A 20377-nucleotide genomic window follows, 5' to 3' on the forward strand; every position below is an offset into this window, starting at 1 on the left:
GTCGTCGCCCGGCGATCGGCGACCTCGCCGTCGACCGATCCGCATCATCGATCACGGGGGACGGTGTCGAAACCGGGGGCGTTTTGCTGGTCGCCTCGGTAGCGGGGGTATGACCTTCGAGAACGCGTTCGATCGGTCGCTCGGGAGCCGCCGCGTCGGCGGGATGAACGAGTCGGTCATCCGGGAGATGACACGGGAGGCTCACCGCCACGAGGCGATCAACCTCTCACAGGGGATCCCCGACGAGGACGAGACGCCGCCGTCGGTCAAGGAGGCCGCCCGGGAGGCGATCGACACGGACAGCCAGTACACCATCACCTGGGGGCTCCCCGCGCTCCGGGAGGCGGTCGCCGACCGCTACGCCGACTGGAAGGGGATCTCCTACGACCCGGAGACGGAGGTCACGATCACTAGCGGGACGAGCGAGGGGCTCATGTCCGCGCTGTTGGCGCTCTGTGATCCCGGCGACGGCGTCGTCTACTTCGAGCCCACCTACGAGAGCTACATCCCCGGCGTCCAGTTCGCCGAGGGGAAGCCGATCCCCATCGACATCACCGACGGGTTGGCCGTCGAGGCGGACGCGCTCCGTTCGGCCGCCGCCGACGCGTCGATCCTGATCTTGAACCACCCGCACAACCCGACCGGGAAGGTGTTCACGCCCGAGGAGCTCGAGCTGATCGCCGAGGTCGCGGTCGAGGAGGACCTGATCGTGATCACCGACGAGATCTACGAGCACATCGTCTACGCGGACGACTACCGCAGCCCGGTGACCGTCGACGGGCTCGCCGAGCGCACGGTCGTCTGTACGGGGATGTCGAAGACCTACTCCGTCACCGGGTGGCGCGTCGGCTTCGTGCTCGCGCCCGAGCCGCTCTCGGCGGAACTGCGGAAGTTCCACGACTACACGAGCATCTGCGCGCCGACCCCGTTCCAGCACGCCGGCGTCGAGGCGCTCTCCTTGCCCGAGCGCTACTACGAGGAGCTCTCCGACTCCTACGAGCGCCGGCGCGAGCAGCTGTACGACGGCCTCCGGTCGGTCGGGCTCGACCCCGTCAAACCCGACGGGGCCTACTACATGCTGACGCGCTACCCGACCGACGAGGACGACACGGAGTTCTGCTTCCGGCTCATCCGCGAGGCGGGCGTCGCCGCGGTCCCCGGGAGCAGCTTCTACACCGACGAGGGCGAGGAATGGGTCCGGTTCACCTTCTCGCGGAACGAGGAGACGATCGACCGGGCGATCGACCGGCTCGACGAGAGCCGGTTCTGGGAGGCGTAAGGGATCGGTTCGGGAACCGGCGTGGGTCCCGCGGAACCGGATCGTCCGGATCGACGCGACGCGAAACGGAAGAGAGTCGAAGGGAGTCGGTCGGACGGATCGTGTGATGGAGAAGAGATCGTTGTTGGCGCGGTGATCGTCTCCAAAGCCCCAGTCGCGAGGCGTGCGCACGCTCGCTGTCGTTCGAGACGGCGAAGCCGTCTCGTGATGACGAGAGAGCGGAGCTCTCTCGAACCACGGTCCTCGGTCGCTCGTTTCACTCGCTCCCTGCGGTGCTTACGTCGCCGGGCTTCGCCCTCGCGACTGCCCCTTTGAGTCCCGCCCCGCACAGCCCCGCACCTCACGCCTCCCCAGCCTCGTTGCTCGCGCTTTTCAAGCGCTCGTGGCGTCCCTCGCGGGCCGGTCGCGGGCCTTCGGCCCGCTCCCGGGCGCAGGGCGAGAGCGGAGCTCTCGCTTGAAGCCGGCGGCTCCGCCGCCGGCGACGCCACCGCCCCGCCACCTCCCCGGCGCTACCTTTTTGCCCGTCACTCGCCAGGCTCTCGCATGACCGACACGTCCTTTCTTCGCTCGATCCTCTCCGCGGATCAGGTGTCGACGGCGGACGGGGACCGCGACCGTCACGGGACCGACTGGGGAACCTCGTCCGAGGACGCTTCCCCGCCCGACGTCGTCGTCTGGCCGGAGTCGACCGAGGAGGTCTCGGCGGTGCTCTCGGCCGCGACCGAGCGGGAGATTCCGGTCACGCCCTTCGCCGCGGGGACGGGCATCGAGGGGAACGCCGTCCCCGCCCACGGCGGGATCAGCCTCGATCTCACCCGAATGGACGCGATCCTCGACGTTCGGCCGGGCGACCTCCAGGTCGACGTCGAGCCCGGCGTGATCGGGGCCGACGTCGACGAGGCGGTCGCCGGCCACGGGCTCTTCTTCCCGCCGCTTCCGACCTCCGGCGACATGGCGACGATCGGCGGAATGATCGCGACGAACGCGAGCGGGAAACGGACCGTCAAGTACGGGAAGGTCGGCGACTGGGTGCGCGAGATCGAGGTCGTCCTCGCCGACGGCTCCGTGTTCACGACGGGGACGCGCGCCGCGAAGACCTCCTCGGGCTACGACCTCCGGGACCTGATCGTCGGCAGCGAGGGCACCCTCGGCGTGGTGACCCGCGCGACGCTCGAACTCGCCGGCAGGCCCGAGCGGACGCGGGTCGGCCGGGCGACGTTCGGGACGCTGGAGGACGCCACCGCGGCCGCCGCCGACCTCGTCTCCTCGGGCGTCGACGTCAGCGCCGTGGAGCTGGTCGACGAACTGAGCGCCCGGATGGTGAACGACTACGTCGGCTCCGATCTGCCCGAGGGACCGACGCTCTTCTTAGAGTTCCAGGCCGACCACGGCCTCGAGCGGGAGGTGGAGTTCTGCCGGGCGATACTCGACGCACACGACCCGGTCGCGGTCATGCTCGACGGGGAGACCGACCCCGAGGAGGTCTGGAAGCCGCGCCACGAGCTGGCGGACGCGGTCCGGGCGTACTACCCCGAGCTGGAGTCGTTCCACTCCGGGGACATCGCGGTGCCGATCGGCTCCTTCTCGGACATCGTCGCGCACGTCCACGCGGTGGCCGACGCCCACGACGTGCCGATCCCGACGTTCGGGCACTCCGGGGACGGCAACGTCCACTTCGACGTGCTCGTCGACCCCGACGAGGAAGGGGCGGTCGCCGAGGCGCACGAGATCTACGAGTCGATCGTCACGGAGGCGATCGCCCTCGGCGGGACCGCCACCGGCGAACACGGGATCGGGCAGGGGAAACGCGAGTTCCTGCCGGTCGAACACGGCGAGGCCGGCGTGGCGGCGATGCGCGCGATCAAGGACGCGCTCGACCCCCACGGGACGCTCAATCCGGGGAAGGTCTTCCCGGAGTAGGGAGAGTCCCTACAGCTCCGGCGTCGAGGAGGCGTCGATCGGGTCCGCCGTCACGGAGCCGCCGGAGCCGCCGGGCGAGTCGTCGCGAAGCTGGAGGTACGCCGCGGCGATCACGCCGTACAGCGCGGTGAAGAGGACGCTCGTGACGACGCTCACCGCGACCTCGGAGGCGAGCCCGAGCCCGACCAAGTCGAGGACCGACCCGACCGCGCCGACCATGCCGCCGATACCGCCGGAGAGGACCACGAGCAGGGCGAGCTTGAGCCGGTTGCCGCGCGCGAGCGCCCAGCTCCGCTTGAGCGCGCCGATCGTCCCCTCGTCCTCGACGCCGACCGCGAAGACGAAAAACAGGAAGGAGGCGGCGAGGAAGATCCCGGGGAAGAAGAGCGCCGCGAACCCGAGCGTGACCGCGATCGACACGACGAAGCCGCCGACGACCATCGAGAGGGTCGCCCGGCCGACCCGCCGCGTGAGAAGTTCCGCGGGGAACGAGGCGAGTTCGCGCGCGGGGCGAGCGAGCGCCCGCGAGAGCGCCACGAAGTAGACGGAACTCGCGAGCAGCGTCGCGGCGAGGAGCGCGACCCCGGCCTCCGCGGGGAGGGGAAGCACGAGTCCCGCGGACTCGCCGAACCGTCCCGCGACCTCCGGGGGGAGGTAGCCGATCACGGCGGTGTTGACCGCCGCCTGGGTGACCAGCTGGATGGCGAGCAGCCCCGCGAGGAGGATCCCGCCGGTCTTGGTGAGTATTCGTCCGATGCCGTCGCTAACCGCCTGGCCGAGTTGGAGGGCCATGTCATCGAATCGAAGCTACGAGCGTAATAAAACGACCGGATCCGCGGCGGTCGCGGTCCCGACACACGACGCCCGTTCGAGGGGATCGGGTCCCGAAAACCGCTCACGGTGACGGGCCCGGGAACCGCTCAGGCCGTGAACCCCTGCTCGGGGTCGATCGGAACGTGGAACTCGCCCGGAGCGTGGAGGCCGCCCGGAGCGTGGAGGCCACCCGGAACGGGTCAGATGAACTCCGACGGCCGCGGCCCGTTCGTGACGTGGACCTCGAACGGCTGCGTGCCGACGTCGTCCCGCTCCGCGAGGTGCCAGTACGTCTCGGCCAACTCGTCCGGATCGAGGAACGTCTCCGGCTCGCGCTCGGGCTGGCGCTCGCGGGCCTCCGGCGAGTCGATCTGTCCGTCGAGGACGACGTGGGCGACGTGGACCCCCTCCGGTCCGAACTCCTGGGCGATGTCCATCGCCATCCCGCGGGCGGCGAACTTCGCGGCGGTAAAGCCGATCGCGCCGCCGCGGCTCCGCACCGCGGAAGTCGCGCCGGTGAAGATCACCGTCCCGCCGCCCGTCTCGAGCATGTCGGCGACGGCCTCCCGCGAGCAGACGAACGCGCCGCGCCCGCCGACCGCCCACGCCTCCTCGAACGCCTCGACGCTCGTGTCCATGAGCCCCGTCCAGGAGGCCGCGCTCGCGTGGTTGACGAGGACGTCCACGGGACCGAACGCCTCCCGGACCGTCTCGAACCCCTCGCGGACCCGGTCCACGTCGGCCAGGTCGACCGGAACGGCGAGCCCCTCGCCCGGCTCCGGGAGGTCGGCGGCGAGCTCCTCGATGTAGTCCGCCGACCGGGCGAACAGCGCGACCCGGCATCCCTCGGCGGCGAACTTCCGTGCGATCGACGCTCCGAGCCCGGGACCGACGCCGGCGACGACGACAGTGCGCGTCATGACGCCGCGTACGGCCCGGCGGTTCAAAAGTCCACATCGGTCCCGAAGCCGAGCCAGAGACGCCGGCGAGCGACCGACAGCCCAGCCGGAGGAGACGAGACGCGTTCGTCAAGAGAGACGATTTAACCGAGGGTCGTCAGGAAAGACCATTTAACGGAGGACGTTCTCCGGAGACCCGTGCAGCGCGAAGCCCTCCCACGACGCACCTTCCGTGATCCGGACGTACAGACGCCCCGTCTCTCGCGCCCATCGATCCGTCGACCGAACGACGTGGTAGGCGAATGAACCGCCGCCGATCCGGCTCGGCCGTCGCCGGCGTCCTCCTCGCCTGCGTCCTCCTCGCGGGGGCGTTCGGCGGGACCGCGGCGCTCGCCTCGGCCGACACGCCAGCCGTACAGGTCTCCTCCGTGAACGCGTCGCCGGACTCCCCGGTCGTCGGCGAGACCGTCACGATCGAGACGACGATCGCCAACCTCGAGGGAACCAACGGGACCGTCGATATCACGGACGTGTACCTCAGAGACTGGCCGAGCGAGTACGAGCGCGTCGAGAACGTGGGCTCCGTCGCCCCCGGCGGAAGCGTGACCGTGCCGGTGACGACCGCCTTCGACGAGCCGGGAGAGAAACGGGTCACCGTCAACGTCGTCGTCAGGGACGAGGCGGACGACTCCCACTCGTACTCGTACCCCCTCGTGGTCGACGTCGAGGAACCCGACGTGGACGGCGGGCTCTCGGTGGACCGAAACGCCTCCGGGGAGACCGCCGTGACGCTCACCAACTACGGGAACGTCGCGTTCTCCGACGTCGATATCGCCGCCGTGACCGGGGACGAACGCCGGGAGCGACGACGCGCGCTCGACGTCGCGCCCGGCGACGACCGGACGGTGGCGTTCGACATCGCGGGGTACGATAGAGCCGATCTCGCGTTCGTCGCGAGCTACACCGCGAACGGCGAGACCCACCGGATCAGGCGCGGGTTCGGCGAGGCGCCCGACGTTCGAGGCGGTCTCTCGGTCGACGAGAACGACCCGAACCGAGCGACGGTCACCCTCGACAACTACGGGAACGTCGCGTTCTCCGACGTCGAGGTCCGCGTGCTGATCGACGGCGAGGTGCGCGACCGGCGGTTCGCCAGGGACGTCCCGGCCGACGGGAACCGGTCGATAGCGTTCGACACCGAGGGGTACGACGCCGAGAACGCCACGTTGACCGCGAGCTACGTCGCGAACGGCGAGACCCACGAGATCTCCCGCGAGGTCGCGCTCGACCCGGAGGTCTCCGGGGAGATACGCCTGACCGCGGTCGAGACCACGCGGCTCGGCGGGAGCGTGTCGATCGACGGGGAGGCGGCGAACGTCGGCGGGACCGACGCCGAGTCCGTCCTCGTGAGCGTGCGCGACGTCGACGGCGTCACGCCCGAGGGCGGGTCCGGCGAGTACTTCGTCGGCGCGGTCGACGCCAGCGAGTTCGCCACCTTCGAACTCGCCGCGTCCGTCGAGAACGGAACGTCGGCGATCCCCGTCGAGGTCTCCTATCTCGTCGACGGCGAGCGGACGACGACGACGCGGACGGTGACCGTCTCCTCGACCGGGCTCCCGCCGGCGGGAGCCGCGACGGGCGCTCCCGACGGCGGCGGGCCGCCCGGAAGCGGCGGGGCTCCGCAGGGGCCGCCGGGCGGTTCGGGGCTCCCGACGCTCCCGATACTCGTCGGCGTCATCGCGGTGATCGGCGCCGGCGGCGGGCTCTACTACCTCTGGAACCGCGAATGAGCGTCGTCGAACTCCGCGGCGTGGGCAAACGCTACGAGAGCGGTGCCGAGACCATCGACGCGCTGAAGGACGTCGACTTCACGGCCGAACGCGGCGAGATGGTCACCATCACCGGCCCCTCCGGAAGCGGCAAGAGCACGATGCTCAACCTGATCGGCCTCCTCGACGAGCCCACCGAGGGGACCGTGTCGCTCCAGGGACGGAACGTGACGGACTTCGGCGAGGACGAGCGCACCGAGGAGCGCCGCTCCGCGCTCGGGTTCGTCTTCCAGGACTTCCACCTCCTCCCCATGCTCACCGCCGTCGAGAACGTCGAACTCCCCTCGATGTGGGACACGTCCGTCGACCGACACGACCGCGCCGTCGACCTGCTTCGCCGGGTCGGCCTCGGCGACCGGCTCACGCACACGCCCGACGAGCTGTCGGGCGGGCAGAAACAGCGCGTCGCGATCGCCCGGTCGCTGATCAACGAGCCGGAGGTGCTCCTCGCGGACGAGCCGACGGGAAACCTCGATCAGGACACCGGAGGGACCATCCTCGACGAGATCACGCGGCTGAAAGCGGAGGAGGACCTCGCCGTCGTCGCGATCACGCACGACGAACAGCTGGTCGAGTACGCCGACCGGGTCGTCCGGCTCGTCGACGGGGTGACGCGGACGTGAGCGTCGCCTCCCTCCTCTGGCGGTTCCCGAGCGTGTTGATGGCGTGGCGCAACCTCGGCCGGAACCGGCTGCGAACGGCGCTCGCGGCGCTCGGGATCGTCATCGGCGTCGTGGCCATCTGCTCGCTCGGCATGGCCACCGTCGCGATCGAACAGCAGGCGACCGCACAGCTCGGCGACCTCACGAACGAGGTGACCGTCTCCTCGGGACCGGACAGCGAGACGGAGGGGGTGACTGAGGAACAGGTCGAGGAGATGCGGGCGATCGTGACCGACGCGCAGGTGATTCCGCAGAAGACGAACGGGACGACGCTCGAGGCGAGAAACGGCAGGGAGGCGCGGGTGAGCGTGACCGGGGTGACCGACGCGAGCGCGCTGTACGACCTCACGACGGGGCCGGCCCCGGAGCGGCTCCAGTCAGGGGCGTTGATCAGCAACGGCACGGCGGAGAGGCTCGGCCTCGAGTCCGGCGACCCCGTCGAGTACGACGGCCGGATCTACCGGATCCGGGGGTTCATCGAGTCGGAGCACTCCTTCGGTTTCGGCGGCGACCTCGTGATCCCGGTGTCGGGGCTCGCCGACCAGCGGCACTACGACACCGTGACGATCATCGCGGCCGACGGCGACGCGGCCGGGCGGATCGGCGACCGGCTCGACACCCGGTTCAACACGGAAGAGGACGAGGAGCTTCGCGTCTCTACGTTCGGAAACCGGGCGCAGGTCGGCGGATTCCTCGACACGCTGTCGCTCGCGCTGCTCGGGATCGGGGGGATCTCGCTCGTCGTCGCCAGCGTCGCCATCCTCAACGTGATGTTGATGAGCACGGTCGAGCGCCGCGGCGAGATCGGCGTGCTTCGAGCGGTCGGGATCCGTCGGGGCGAGGTGTTGCGGATGATCCTGACCGAGGCGACCCTGCTCGGCGCGCTCGGCGGCCTGGTCGGCGCGCTCGTGTCGCTCGCGACGGGGATGGTGCTGTTTCACGTGATCACGGGCGACGCGACGGGCGCGCTCGGATGGGCGAGCTCGCGGTACCTGGTGTACGGGTTCGGGTTCGCGGTCGCGGCCAGCGTGTTGAGCGGCGTCTACCCCGCCTGGAAGGCCGCGAACGAGTCCCCCGTGGAGGCGCTCCGCGGCTGAGCCCCGCGCCGCTCCGACGTGATCCCCGAACGGCGGTTCGCCGGCCCGGCGTTCCGAGGCCCAAATGGTTTTTTCGGTCCGGCGAGTCCCTTCGAGCATGTCACTCACCGGGGCGGAGTATCTGGTCGGCGCGTTGGAGGAGTACGGCGTGGAACACGTCTTCGGGAACCCCGGCACGACGGAGCTGCCGACCGTTCAGGCGGTCGCCGACAGCCCGATCGAGTACGTCCTCGCGCTGCATGAAGACGTCGCGACGGGGATGGCCGCGGGGTACGCGACGACGCGACGGTACCACTCGCACCACGACGACTCCGTGAACCCCCTCGGCGTCACGAACCTCCACGTCGCGCCGGGGCTCGCCCACGGCGTCGGCAACGTGATCGGAGCCGCCTTCTCCGGCTCACCCCTCCTCGTCACCGCGGGCAACTACGACACCGACTTCCAACACGAGGAGCCGATCCTCCACGGCGACCTCGAGGCCCTCGTCGATCAGTACACGAAGTGGAGCGCCTCCGTCCCCTCGGTCGAGGCGCTGCCGGCGATGCTGCGGCGGGCGGTGCGACAGGCGCTCACGCCGCCGACGGGTCCCGTCTTCCTCGAGCTCCCCATCGACGTGATGAAGGACGAGACCGACGCCGGCGTCCAGCGGCTCGGCCCGATCCCCGACGCGGGACGGGGCGATCCGGACGCGGTCGCGGCCGCCGCGCGGCTGGTGGCCGAGGCCGACGAGCCCGTGATGGTGATCGGCGACGAGGTCGCCCGGTCGGGGCCGGACGCGATCGCGGCCGCCGTCGACCTCGCGGAGGCGGCCGGCCTCCGGGTCCACGGCGAGTTCATCACCGCCGAGGCGAACTTCCCGACCGACCACGAGCTCTGGGGCGGGACGGTGCCGGGCACCGAGTCCGGCTTCGTCGACACCGTCGACGGCGACACGGTCGTCTTCGTCGGCTGCGGCTCGGCGACGACCTCGCTCGCGCACGAGGAGGAGCTGCTCCCCGACGCGACGATCGTCCAGATCGGCCCGGACGGCTGGGAACTCGGGAAGAACTGGCCGGCGGACGCGTCGGTGCTCGGCGACCCGGGACACGTCCTCCGGGAGCTCACCGACCTCCTCTCCGAGGACCTCGCCGCGGGCGAGCGTGACGACCGGCTCGAACGCGCCCGCGAGCGCGTCGCGGCGATCCGCGAAGAGCAGCGCCCGGCCGCCCCCGACCCGGACGATCCGCGCGCCTCCAAGGGCCAACTGGGCGAGGCGATGGCCGAGGCCGCCGCCGACGCGCTCGTCGTCAACGAGGGCGTCACCGCGGGCCACGCGGTCCGGTGGAACGTCCCGCTCGGCCCCGAACAGTGGATCGGGAACAAAAGCGGCGGGCTCGGCTACGGGCTCCCCGCCGCGATCGGCGCGGCGATCGCCGAGCGCGAGCGCCCCGACCCCCGCGACGTGGTCGCGTTCATCGGCGACGGCTCGTACTTCTACTACCCGCAGGCGATCTACTCGGCCGTGCGACACGGCGTGGACCTCACGACGGTCGTCGCCGACAACCGGAACTACCGGATCTTGAAGGACAACACGCTCCGGGTCCTCGGCGGCGAGGAGAGCGACCACGACTTCACCGCGATGGACTTCGAGCCGCCGATGAACATCCCCGCCAACGCGGAGAGCTACGGCGCGACTGGCGAACTCGTCGACGACCCCGACGCGATCGCGGACGCGATCACGGAGAGCCGAGACCGGGACGGTCCGACGGTCCTCGACGTCGCCATACACGACTGAGCGCGGCGGCCCGGCCGTCCGACCCGGACGACATCGCGGCCGCTGGATTTAGTTGCCCCTTCGACGCAGTGGGGGACATGGTCACCATCGACCCCGAGCGGTTCAGGGAGACGTTCGAGCGGTACTCCGAGATCGGCCGAACCGACGCCGACGGCCTCCATCGGCTGGCGCTCTCCGAGGAGGACCGGGAGGTACGGAACCTGTTCGTCTCGGACCTGGAGGACCTCGGTCTCGAGGTCCGGATCGACCGGATCGGCAACGTCTTCGGGCGCGCGGAGGGGACGGACCCCGACGCCGAGCCCGTCCTGATCGGCTCGCACCTCGACTCCCAGCCGTACGGCGGGCGGTTCGACGGCCAACTCGGGGTCCTCACCGCGTTGGAGACGCTCCGGGCGTTCGACGACGAGGGCGTCGAGCACCGGCGGCCGATCGAGATCGTGAACTGGACGAACGAGGAGGGGTCGCGGTTCAAGCCGGCGCTGATGGGAAGCGGAGCCTTCATCGGCGAGCTCGACCTCGAGGAGGTGCTCGAACACGCGGACGCCGACGGCGTGACCGTCGACGAGGCGCTCGAGGCGGTCGGGTATCGCGGCGACGAGCCGGCGGAGCCGCGGGAGGAGTACCACTCCGCGCTCGAACTCCACGTGGAGCAGGGGCCGAAACTCGAGGATCAAGGCCTCTCGGTCGGCGTCGTCGAGGGCGTGTTCGGGATGGCGTGGCTCGAGGTGGTCGTCCGCGGCGACGCCGACCACGCCGGTCCCTCGCCGATGTACTCCCGGAAGGACGCGCTCGTCGCCGCCTCCGACGTCGTCGGCGCGGTCCGGCGGCTCTCGAACCGCCTCGCCGACGACGTGGTGACGACGGTCGGGGAGCTCGAGGTGGAGCCCGGCTCGATCAACGTCATTCCGTCCGAAGTCCGGTTCACCGTCGACGTGCGAAGCTACGACGACGCGGTCGTCGGCGACCTCGTCGAGGCGGTCGAACGCGAGGTCGAGGCCGCCTGCGAGCGCGAGGGCGTCGAGTACGACCTCGAGGAGATCTGGCGGATCCCCCACACCGAGTTCTCCCCGCGCGTCGCCGAGACGGCGCTTGCCGCCGCCGACGACGTGGGCGCGTCCCACCGGGCGATGGTGAGCGGGGCCGGCCACGACGCGAGCTACGTGAACGAGATCACGGACACCGCCATGCTGTTCGTGCCGAGCGTCGACGGCAAGACCCACAACGAGGCCGAGTTCACGGAGTGGGCCGACGCCGAGGAGGGCGCTCGCGTGTACGCCGAGACGGTGGAGCGGCTGGCGAACGCGGAGTAGACCTCGACGACCGACGAACCGGCTGCCACCTCAGAGCGCGATCAGCGTCACGCCGATCACCGCGAGCAGCGCCGCGACCAGGCGGACGCGGAAGTAGCGCTCCCCGAGCAGGACGCCGCCGAGGACGACCGCGACGATCGCCTGCGTGTTGATCACCGGCGAGGCGATGCTGGCGGGCAGCGACGCGAACGCGAGCGTCGTGACGTGCTCGCCGACCGCGACGATCCCGCCCGCGGCGGCCAGTTCCGGGAGGTCCGCGCGGACCCCCGTGGGCGGGTTCCGGACCGCGCTCGGGAGCAACACGAGCGCGACGCCGACCAGAAGCAGCGGGACCCACAGCGTCTCGGGGAGCGCCAGCTCCTGGAGCGCGACGCGTTTGCCCAGGTCGCTCACGGCGTAACACATCGCGCTCACTAACGCGAGCTGGGCCGGCCGCGACGCGGCGGCCTTCCGGAACGGCTCGAGGAGCCCGCCCGGCTCGTAGTTGGCGACGTAGACCGCGAACGTCGCGACGACGATTCCGAGCACCTGGACGGGACGCAACACCTCGCCGAGGAGCAGCACCTCGAGCGGGAGGACGAACATCGGCACGACCTTGTTGATCGGCGCCACGTACGACACCTGTCCCTCGGCGATCGCCCGTAGGAAGAGGACGAACGCGAGCGCGGTCGCCGCGACGGTGAGCGCGACGATCCCGACCTCGGCGAGTCCGAACGCGCCGAGCGCGGTGAGGGAGCCCCCGCGATCGGCGAGTGTGACCGGGGCGTACCACGCCAGCGCGAACGCGTTGATACAGACGGTGAGCGCGGCCGGAGAGTACCCGTCGAACCACCGTTTCAGCACGAAGAGGTAGACGCCCCAGACGACGGCGGCGACGACCGCGAACCCGAGGCCGAGATCCATCGCTCGCCCGGACGACCGGGCGATTCAAGAGGCGTTCGATCGGGCGACGGGATCGGGAGACGCGAGAGACGGACCCGCCTCCTGCCGACGAGCGGAAGCTTTTTGCGGCCCGTGACGCCCCGTTAGCCCATGGCCGATCCCTCCACCCTTGAGTCGTCATCGAAGCGCTACGACATCTCGACGGTCGACCTCTCCGACGACCGCTACGAGGTGAAACAGTCCGCGGTCCGGAACAAGTACACCGTCCGTGACGGGGCCGGAAACGTCGTCCTCCGCGGGAAACAGAAGCTGTTCAAGATGAAAGAGGAGTTCCCGTTCGTCACCGGCGACGACGCGGACGCGTTCACGGTCAAGGCGGGCGGCATCATGGACGTCGCCGGGAACTACGCGATCGTCGACGCGGGGACCGGAGAGGAGGTCGTCGTCCTCGACGAGGACCTCTCCTTTCTCGTGGAGAACTGGACGATCCGCGATCCCGAGACGGGCGAGGCGCTGGCGACCATCCGGTCGAAGAACAAGCTCCTCTCGGCGCTCCGACACCTCGTGAGCGTCGCGAACCTCGTCCCGAACAAGTACGAGATATTCGACGCCGACGGCGACCACGTCGGCGACATCGAGGGGAAGTTCTCGCTGCGGGACGCCTACACGGTCACCATCGACGACGCCACCGGCGTCCCGAAGGAGGCGGTGGTCGCGGCCGCGTGTATCCTCGACGCCCTCGAGAACCAGTGAGAGACGTGGTCGCCGTCGCCGGACCGCTCTCGCCGCCGTCGACGCCTCAGTCGTCGGTCGACTCGGGACTCGCGATCGCCCCGTCGACCCCGCTCCCGGTGAGATCCCCCGTCCGCCAGGTTCCGCGGCGGTACCAGGCGTAGGCGATCGCCGCGCCGACGACGTTCGAGACCGCGAACGACAGCCAGATGCCGGTCTCGCCGATCCGGCCGGCGGCGACCCACGCGATCGGGAACCGGACGACGCCGAGCGTCACCACGGAGATCGCGGCCGCCGTGAGGGTCTTTCCGGCACCCCGAAAGCTGCCGGTGTACGCCCGCGTGATCCCGATGAACCCGAAGGTCAGCGCGGCGATCCGCAGGAACCGCGAGCCGACCGCCACGACCCGATCGGCGGCCGCCTGGTCGGCCCCCACGAACGCCGAGACGATCGGCTCGGGGACGAGGAACACGAGGAGGCCGACGACCGAGAGGAGGCCGAACAGCGTCGCGGCGGCCAGGTCGGCGGCCCGCTCGGCGCGGTCCGGCTCGCCAGCTCCGACGTTCTGGCCGGTCATGGTCTCGACGCCGCGGGCGACCGCGATCGCCGGCAGGAACACGACGGAGAACACCCGCGTGCCGATGCCGTAGGCGGCGACGACCGGGTCGGGAAAGAGCGCGACGATGAAGAGAAGGAGGTTCATCGACAGCGCCCGACCGGTCCCCTCGACGGTCGCGGGGAAGCCGATCCGCGCCAGCCGACGCAGGTAGTCGAGGTCGGGCGTCATGTCCGCGAGGCGGATCCGCACGCCGCGGGTCCCGCGGAACATGACCGCGAGTCCGACGGCGAGCGCGAGTGCCCGCGAGAACACGGTCGCGATCGCGGCCCCCTCGATCCCGAGCGCGGGGAACGGACCCCACCCGAAGATCAGGAAGGGGTCGAGCGCGACGTTGAGCACGACGGACCCGAACATCACGAGCATCGGGGTCACCGTGTCGCCGTACCCGCGCATGAGCGCGACGAACACCGCGAAGCCGAACATGAACACGAGCCCCAGCGAGATGATCTCCATGTATCCCGACGCCAGCGGGAGGACGCTCGTCGACGCCCCCATGATCCCGAGGAACTCCCCGACGAAGCGGTAGCCGACCGCCCCGAGCGCCAGGGAGGCGACGGCCGCGAACGTCATCGTCTGGGAGGCGGCGTACTCCGCCTCGCGCGACTTCCCCGCGCCGGTGTACTGCGCGACGAGCACGCTCCCGGCGACGGAGATCCCCATCCCGAGCGAGATGAGCAGGAAGACCATCGGGAACGCGAAACTGATCGCCGCCAGCGCGTCCGTGCTGTACTGCCCGAGCCAGAAGGTGTCCGCGAGGTTGTACGCGGTCTGAAAGAGGTTCGTGACGACGATCGGCATCGAGAGGTAAAAGAGCGGCTTGCCGATGCCGCCCGAGGTGAGATCGAACTCCTCGGGGCCCTTGAACAGGGCGTCGATGCGGCTCCGGATCCCCATCAGCGAGTCGCCTCCGGGATCGCGGTCTGGGTGTCGTCCATGTCGATCGGTATCCGTACTTACTAACTAGTTAGTCAAAAGGCTTCGGAAGCGAGTAGTTCGCCCGATAACCCGTTACTGAGCCGTTCTCCCGTCATCTACGACTGATCACACAGTACTTTGGGTCGGGAAACCGAACACGATCGCACACGACCGGGCTGGACTGGACCGGGTTGGACCGAACCGGGCTAGTCGGTTCACGCCCCTCCCGGTGGAGTGGAAGACGGTAACACACCACTGGATCCGAAATCTGTTATGGGTGCTCGTGGTACCCCCGGTAGAATGGACGTTCGCGAAGACGCGTTACGGGAGACGATCCGAGAACTGGTTTCCTACGAGAGCTACCCGGGCGAGGAGGCCGCGGTTCAGGCGTGGTTCCGCGAACACCTCGCCGACCTCGGCTTCGAGGTGTACGAGTGGGAGCCGGACCCGGAGCTCCTGGCGGCACACCCGTCGTTTCCGCCGGTCGAGACGCTGGATCTGGAGGACCGACCGAGCCTCGGCGGCGTCCTCGAACTCGGCGACCCCGACGCCGGGCCGACGGTCGTGTTGAACGGCCACGTCGACGTGGTCCCGGTCGACGAGGGCTCCTGGACGAAACCCCCTTTCGACCCCCGCTGGGAGGACGGCCGCCTCTACGGGCGCGGATCGCTCGACATGAAATCCGGACTCGCCGCCTGCGTCTTCGCCGCGCTCGCGGTCGAGGCGCGCGCCGAGGATCTCGACCTCGACGGCCGGATCGTCGTCGAGGGCGTCGTCGGCGAGGAGGAGGGCGGGATCGGCGCGGCCGTCGCCGCCGGAAAGAATCCCTATCCCTTCGAGCGCGACGCGGCGATCATCGCCGAGCCCACCGACCTCTCGCTCGTCGTCGCCGCCGAGGGGAGCCTGATGAAGCGGCTCGAGGTGTTCGGCGAGTCGGCCCACGCCGCCCGCACCTGGGAGGGCGAGTCGGTGCTCCCGCACTTCGAGCGGATCCGCCACGCGTTCGAGGACCTCGAGCGAGAGCGCGCCGAGCGCGTCACCCACCCCCTCTTCGAGGCGTTCGACAACCCGTGGCCGATCAACTTCGGCACCGTCGAGGCCGGCGACTGGGCCTCCTCCGTCCCCGCACACCTCACCTCCGAGATCCGGATCGGCGTCGCCCCCAGGAGACGGTCGCGGGGGTCGAAGCCGAGTTCCAAGAGCGGCTCGACGAGGTCGTCGCGGAGAGCGAGTGGCTCTCGGAGCACCCGCCGACGTTCGAGCGCTTCTCCGTCCAGTTCGAGGGGTCGGAGGTGAGCCAAGAGGAGCCGGTCGTCGAGCGGGTGGCGGAGGCGGCGGCGGCCCACGGTATCGAGCCGAACTACGAGGGGTTCACCGGCGGCACCGACGCCCGCCACTACCTCGACGCCGGGATCCCGACGGTCGTCTTCGGGCCCGGATCGGTCGACCTCGCCCACACGCCCGACGAGCACGTCGAGTGGGACGACGTCCGGCTCGCGAGCGAGATCATCGCCGACGCGACCGCATCGACGCTCGACTCGTACTGATTCCGGCCGGAACCGCCGCTCGGTCAACGTTTAACCCGCGCTTCCGCCAATCCGTCCCCGTGAACGCGAAATCGCGGTCCCGACTGATCGAGTTGCGTCGCGACCTCCACCGACGGCCGGAGATCGGCTGGCGCGAGTTCTACACCACGGGCCGGATCGTCGAGGAACTCGAGGCGCTCGAGCCCGACGAGCTGTACGTCGGCCGCGAGATCCACCGCGAGGAGCGGCTCCGCCCGCCCACCGACGACGAGTTGGCCCGCGCCCGCGAGCGGGCGGTCGAGACCGGCGTCGACGAGGACGTGCTCGCGAAGGTCGAGGACGGCTACACCGGCGCGATCGCGGTCCTCGAGAAGGGCGAGGGACCGACCGTGCTGCTCCGGGTCGACGTCGACGGCCTCCCACAGTCGGAGTCCGAGGACCCCGACCACCACCCGGCCGCCGAGGGGTTTCGGTCGGAGTACGACGAGCGCATGCACGCCTGCGGCCACGACGCGCACGCCGCGATCGGCGTCGGCGTCCTCGAGGCAGTGGCCGAGAGCGACTTCGAGGGGACGCTGAAGGTGCTCTTTCAACCCGCGGAGGAACTGGGCGCGGGCGCGGCGAGCGTCGTCGGCAGCGGCCACCTCGAGGACGTCGACTCCCTCATCGCCGTCCACGTCGGCCTCGACGTCGAGACGGGGGTCGTGGTCCCCGGCGTCGAGTCGTTCCTCGCGATAAACGGGTTCGAGGCGACCTTCGAGGGCGCTCCGGCCCACGCCGGAAACAGTCCCCAGGAGGGCGCACACGCCATCCAGGCGCTGTCGACCGCGGTCGGGAACCTCCACGCGATCCCCCGGCACGGCGACGGCGCGACGCGGATCAACGTCGGCGTCGTCGAGGGCGGGACCGCGACGAACATCGTGCCGGAGTCGGCCTCGCTCCAGGGGGAGGTCCGCGGGGCGACGACGGAACTCAGGAACTACGTCGAGGACCACGCCGCCCGCGTGATCCGGAGCGCGGCCGAGGTCCACGACTGCGACGTCGACGTGTCGTTCCGCGACGGCGCGCCGAGCGCCGACTGCGACGACGCGCTCGTCGACGCCGTCTCCGCGGCCGCGGCGGGCCACGACGCGACCGTCACGCCCGACGAGGGCGACGCGCTCGGCGGCAGCGAGGACGCGACGCGGCTGATGCGCGCGGTCCAGCGGAACGGCGGCGAGGCGACCTACGTCGGCTTCGGCGCGAGCAACCCGACCGGCCACCACACCGCGACGTTCGACGTCGACGAGGCGGTCATCCCGCTCGCGGTCGACACCCTGACCGACGCGATCCGGTCGCTGTCGACCGCGGAGTGACCGGGGTACCCTCCGACGGGAGTCGTCATCCGGCCCCCGAGCCAGCAGCCGTCACGCGAACTCCGCCAGCGCCAGGAGGACGCTCGGCGCGGCGAGCAGCACGAGGCCGACGAGCATCAGCCCCGCGGGGATCCAGAGCAGTCCCGTCTCGGTGAGCGCCCAGAGCGCGATCCCCGCGAGGACGGCGATCAGACCGACGGCACGAAGCAGCCAACTGACGACGCCCTCCAGGCCGGCGTCGGCGACGAGGTCGACCGCGTCCAGTAGCTCGTCCATGGGGGGCGTCTCGCGCTCGGAGAAACTTGAGCGGATCGGACGTGGCCGAGCCGATCGGACGTGACCGAACCGGTCGGACGTGACTGAGCCGATCGGACGTGGCCGAGGGGCGTGGCGGTGATCGAGCGGAGCGGACGCGGGTCGAGCGGAGCCGGCGAATCGATCCGCATGCGAACGCTTATCGACGTCCGTGGAGACGGCAAAGCAAGGTGATGTCCATGGGACGTGACGACACGAGACACGTCGAAGCGGCACCGAATCGGGACGCGCTCGACGGGAGACGCGGGAGGTGGCGGGCGTGAGCCGGTACGAGCCAGTCGACTCGCCGGACGCGACGACGATATTCCCGTACCACGACCTCACGCCGCCGGAGCCGGGCGACGTGTACGAGGCCCGCGAGGTCGTCTCCCGCTACCTCCCGCGGACGCCGCTGGTCCGCAGCGAGGCGCTCTCCGCGGAGACCGGCGCGGAGGTCTACTTCAAGCGCGAGGACACGCTCCCGACGGGCGCGTTCAAGGTCCGCGGCGGCGTCACGCTGGGCCACCGCCTCCCCGAGGAATTCCGCGAGGCGGGGCTCGTCGCGGCGTCGACGGGGAACCACGGCCAGTCCGTCGCCTACGCCGGCCGCGAGTTCGGCGTCCCGGTGACGATCGCCGTTCCGTCCGACCCGAACCCGGAGAAGGTGGCCGCGATGGAGCGGTTCGGCGCGGAGGTCGTCGCGACCGGCGCCGACTACGACGAGGCGCGCGAGTGGGCCGAGCGCCGGGCGGCCGAGGACGGGCTCCGCTACGTCCACTCGGCGAACGAGCCCGACCTCGTCGCCGGCGTCGCCACGGCCGGACTGGAGGTGCTGGAGACGCTCCCGGACGTCGACCGCGTCGTGTGCCCGATCGGCGGCGGGAGCGGCGCGGCCGGGTACTGTCTGACGACCGGCGCGATCGGCGGCGCGGAGGTCGTGGGCGTCCAGTCCGCGGCCGCGGACGCGACCTACCGGGCGTACCACGAGGGCCATCTCGACCCGGCGGAGTCGGCGACGACGGAGGCGGAGGGGATCTCCTCGCGGGCCCCGTTCGCGCTCACGGTCGGGATCCTCCGCGACCGGCTGGACGACCTGATCACGGTCCCGGAGGCGGCGATCTGGGACGGCGTCCGCGACGTGCTGGCGGACGAACGGATCCTCATCGAGGGGGCCTGCGCGTCCGCCGTCGCCGCGGTGCGGTCGATGGACGACATCGAGGGCGAGACCGTCGTCGTCCCGACCACCGGCCGGAACCTCTCGACCGAGAAGCTCCGGCGGGCGGTCGCCCCGGAGTGAGACCGGACGCGCCGGGCCCGTTCCGGTCACGCCTCGCTCGCCCGATAGGATTAATTGGGTGGCCGGTCGTTGGTTTAGACTGGTTGTCAATAACAACCATGATCCGGAACACACTCGCCTCGACGGGCGGAGCGACGGACGAACGCGGACGGGACTCTCGGGGGTGCGCCGATGCCGGATAGACACGGGCCGTACCGGCGGATCCGGTTCCTCCTCGAGATCGACGGCGTCGAGAAGGCGGGCTTCAGCCGCTGTTCGCTCCCGACCGCGCGGACGGACGTGATCGAGTACCGCGAGGGGAACGAGCCGCCCACGCCGCGCAAGCTCGGCGGGCTCGGCCGGCACGACCCGCTCGTGTTGGAGAGCGGCGTGACCGACGGCTCCCTCGCGCTCTACGAGTGGCGGAAGCTGGTCGAACAGGGGAAACTCGGCGAGGCCCGTCGGTCGATCGCGGTCGTCCTCCTCGACGAGGAGGGGAGTTCCGGGCCGCGGTGGGAGCTCCGGAACGCGTGGCCGAGCCGCTACGACGCTCCCGACCTCGCCGCCGACCGGTCCGAGGTCGCGATCGAACGGCTCGAGATCGTTCACGAGGGGATGGAACGGACCGCATAGCATGGTCGACCGCCGAACACGCCCGCGGTCGCCGCGGGAACGGAACCGAGAGGGAGGGAGCCGCGATGTCGGGAGGTGACCGGTCGGAGCCGTACCCGAGCCACCGGTTCCTGGTCGAGATCGACGGGGTCGGCGCGGCGGGCTTCAGCGAGGTGCGCGGGCTGTCGGCGCGCGACGACGACGAACCGGAGGGCGATGGGCCGCTCTGGCGACGGCTCCTGGCGCGCGACGCGTCGTGGGGGACCGCCCGGGCGGGCGACCTCGACGCCCGCGGGTCAGCGACCGCGTCGTCGCGGCTCGAGCTCCGACGCGGCGTGACCGACCGGACGGAGCTGTGGGAGTGGTTCCGCGAGTGGACCGACGGGCGCGGGACGGCGCGACCCGTCAGGGTAGTCCTGTTGGACGAGCGCGGCGATCCGGCCCGCGTCTGGCGGTGCGAGCGCGCCCGTCCGGTGCGGTGGGACGGTCCGGCCCTCTCGGCCCTCGACTCGGGCGTCGCGACCGAGACGTTCGAGCTGGCACACGACGGGGTCACGGAGGTGTCCGCGGAGTGATCCGACGG

Annotated in this window: 17 protein-coding genes and 1 pseudogene; 13 read left to right on the plus strand and 5 right to left on the minus strand. The window is 70.7% G+C overall.

Annotation, left to right across the window (positions count from 1 at the left end):
- The first annotated feature begins 109 nt into the window (after positions 1–109).
- Together AXA68_RS12000 and AXA68_RS12005 are read left to right on the plus strand one after the other, a co-directional pair.
- Complete coding sequence (locus tag AXA68_RS12000) at positions 110–1279, plus strand: pyridoxal phosphate-dependent aminotransferase (protein WP_066417060.1); 1170 nt, start codon at positions 110–112, stop codon at positions 1277–1279.
- 543 nt (positions 1280–1822) lie between these two features.
- Positions 1823–3199 (plus strand): FAD-binding oxidoreductase, encoded by a 1377-nt coding sequence (locus AXA68_RS12005; protein ID WP_066417062.1) that lies wholly within the window; start codon positions 1823–1825, stop codon positions 3197–3199.
- Between the two features lie 9 nt (positions 3200–3208).
- Here AXA68_RS12005 and AXA68_RS12010 read toward each other — a convergent pair whose 3' ends face one another.
- Together AXA68_RS12010 and AXA68_RS12015 are read right to left on the minus strand one after the other, a co-directional pair.
- Positions 3209–3991 (minus strand): hypothetical protein, encoded by a 783-nt coding sequence (locus AXA68_RS12010; RefSeq protein WP_066417064.1) that lies wholly within the window; start codon positions 3989–3991, stop codon positions 3209–3211.
- A 221-nt stretch (positions 3992–4212) separates the two neighbouring features.
- Positions 4213–4932: an SDR family NAD(P)-dependent oxidoreductase gene (locus AXA68_RS12015; protein ID WP_066417067.1), complete on the minus strand. Its 720-nt coding sequence runs from the start codon at positions 4930–4932 to the stop codon at positions 4213–4215.
- A 281-nt stretch (positions 4933–5213) separates the two neighbouring features.
- Here AXA68_RS12015 and AXA68_RS12020 point away from each other — a divergent pair, with 281 nt between their 5' ends.
- From AXA68_RS12020 to AXA68_RS12040, 5 genes are all read left to right on the plus strand, one after another.
- Positions 5214–6701, plus strand: a complete 1488-nt coding sequence (locus AXA68_RS12020) for a hypothetical protein (RefSeq protein WP_066417069.1) — start codon at positions 5214–5216, stop codon at positions 6699–6701.
- A complete protein-coding gene (locus tag AXA68_RS12025; protein WP_066417070.1) occupies positions 6698–7363 on the plus strand; it encodes an ABC transporter ATP-binding protein in 666 nt (221 codons plus the stop codon). The genes AXA68_RS12020 and AXA68_RS12025 overlap by 4 nt, the downstream gene beginning before the upstream one ends.
- Complete coding sequence (locus AXA68_RS12030; RefSeq protein ID WP_080505246.1) at positions 7360–8499, plus strand: ABC transporter permease; 1140 nt, start codon at positions 7360–7362, stop codon at positions 8497–8499. The genes AXA68_RS12025 and AXA68_RS12030 overlap by 4 nt, the downstream gene beginning before the upstream one ends.
- A gap of 97 nt (positions 8500–8596) precedes the next feature.
- Positions 8597–10273: a thiamine pyrophosphate-binding protein gene (locus tag AXA68_RS12035; RefSeq protein WP_066417073.1), complete on the plus strand. Its 1677-nt coding sequence runs from the start codon at positions 8597–8599 to the stop codon at positions 10271–10273.
- A 77-nt stretch (positions 10274–10350) separates the two neighbouring features.
- Entirely contained in the window at positions 10351–11583 is a 1233-nt protein-coding gene (locus AXA68_RS12040; protein ID WP_066417075.1) for a Zn-dependent hydrolase, read from the plus strand.
- A 30-nt stretch (positions 11584–11613) separates the two neighbouring features.
- On the opposite strand, the gene AXA68_RS12045 is transcribed toward AXA68_RS12040, so the two are convergent.
- The gene (locus tag AXA68_RS12045; RefSeq protein ID WP_066417078.1) at positions 11614–12486 is read right to left on the minus strand and encodes an EamA family transporter; all 873 of its coding nucleotides are present in this window, start codon (positions 12484–12486) and stop codon (positions 11614–11616) included.
- A gap of 129 nt (positions 12487–12615) precedes the next feature.
- Between AXA68_RS12045 and AXA68_RS12050 the strand changes: the two genes are divergently transcribed.
- Positions 12616–13218 carry a hypothetical protein gene (locus tag AXA68_RS12050; protein ID WP_066417081.1) on the plus strand — a complete coding sequence of 201 codons (603 nt, stop codon included), beginning with the start codon at positions 12616–12618 and terminating at the stop codon, positions 13216–13218.
- Between the two features lie 46 nt (positions 13219–13264).
- Here the strand turns inward: AXA68_RS12050 and AXA68_RS12055 are convergent, their stop codons facing one another.
- Positions 13265–14710 carry an MATE family efflux transporter gene (locus AXA68_RS12055; RefSeq protein ID WP_066417101.1) on the minus strand — a complete coding sequence of 482 codons (1446 nt, stop codon included), beginning with the start codon at positions 14708–14710 and terminating at the stop codon, positions 13265–13267.
- Positions 14711–15031: 321 nt separating this feature from the next.
- On the opposite strand from AXA68_RS12055, the pseudogene AXA68_RS12060 reads away from it, so the two are divergent.
- A pseudogene (locus AXA68_RS12060) lies at positions 15032–16278 on the plus strand (ArgE/DapE family deacylase).
- Positions 16279–16337: 59 nt separating this feature from the next.
- The gene (locus AXA68_RS12065; RefSeq protein WP_066417103.1) at positions 16338–17612 is read left to right on the plus strand and encodes an amidohydrolase; all 1275 of its coding nucleotides are present in this window, start codon (positions 16338–16340) and stop codon (positions 17610–17612) included.
- Between the two features lie 51 nt (positions 17613–17663).
- On the opposite strand, the gene AXA68_RS12070 is transcribed toward AXA68_RS12065, so the two are convergent.
- Complete coding sequence (locus AXA68_RS12070; RefSeq protein WP_066417105.1) at positions 17664–17888, minus strand: hypothetical protein; 225 nt, start codon at positions 17886–17888, stop codon at positions 17664–17666.
- A 298-nt stretch (positions 17889–18186) separates the two neighbouring features.
- Between AXA68_RS12070 and AXA68_RS12075 the strand changes: the two genes are divergently transcribed.
- The 3 genes from AXA68_RS12075 to AXA68_RS12085 all read left to right on the plus strand — a co-directional run bounded on the left by AXA68_RS12075 (position 18187) and on the right by AXA68_RS12085 (position 20369).
- Entirely contained in the window at positions 18187–19203 is a 1017-nt protein-coding gene (locus tag AXA68_RS12075; protein WP_198530055.1) for a threonine ammonia-lyase, read from the plus strand.
- A gap of 171 nt (positions 19204–19374) precedes the next feature.
- Complete coding sequence (locus AXA68_RS12080; RefSeq protein ID WP_066417108.1) at positions 19375–19815, plus strand: phage tail protein; 441 nt, start codon at positions 19375–19377, stop codon at positions 19813–19815.
- 65 nt (positions 19816–19880) lie between these two features.
- Positions 19881–20369, plus strand: coding sequence for a phage tail protein (locus AXA68_RS12085; protein WP_066417111.1), 489 nt, complete (start codon positions 19881–19883; stop codon positions 20367–20369).
- Positions 20370–20377 lie beyond the last annotated feature (8 nt).

The organism is Halorubrum aethiopicum (assembly GCF_001542905.1).
Lineage (GTDB): Archaea > Halobacteriota > Halobacteria > Halobacteriales > Haloferacaceae > Halorubrum > Halorubrum aethiopicum.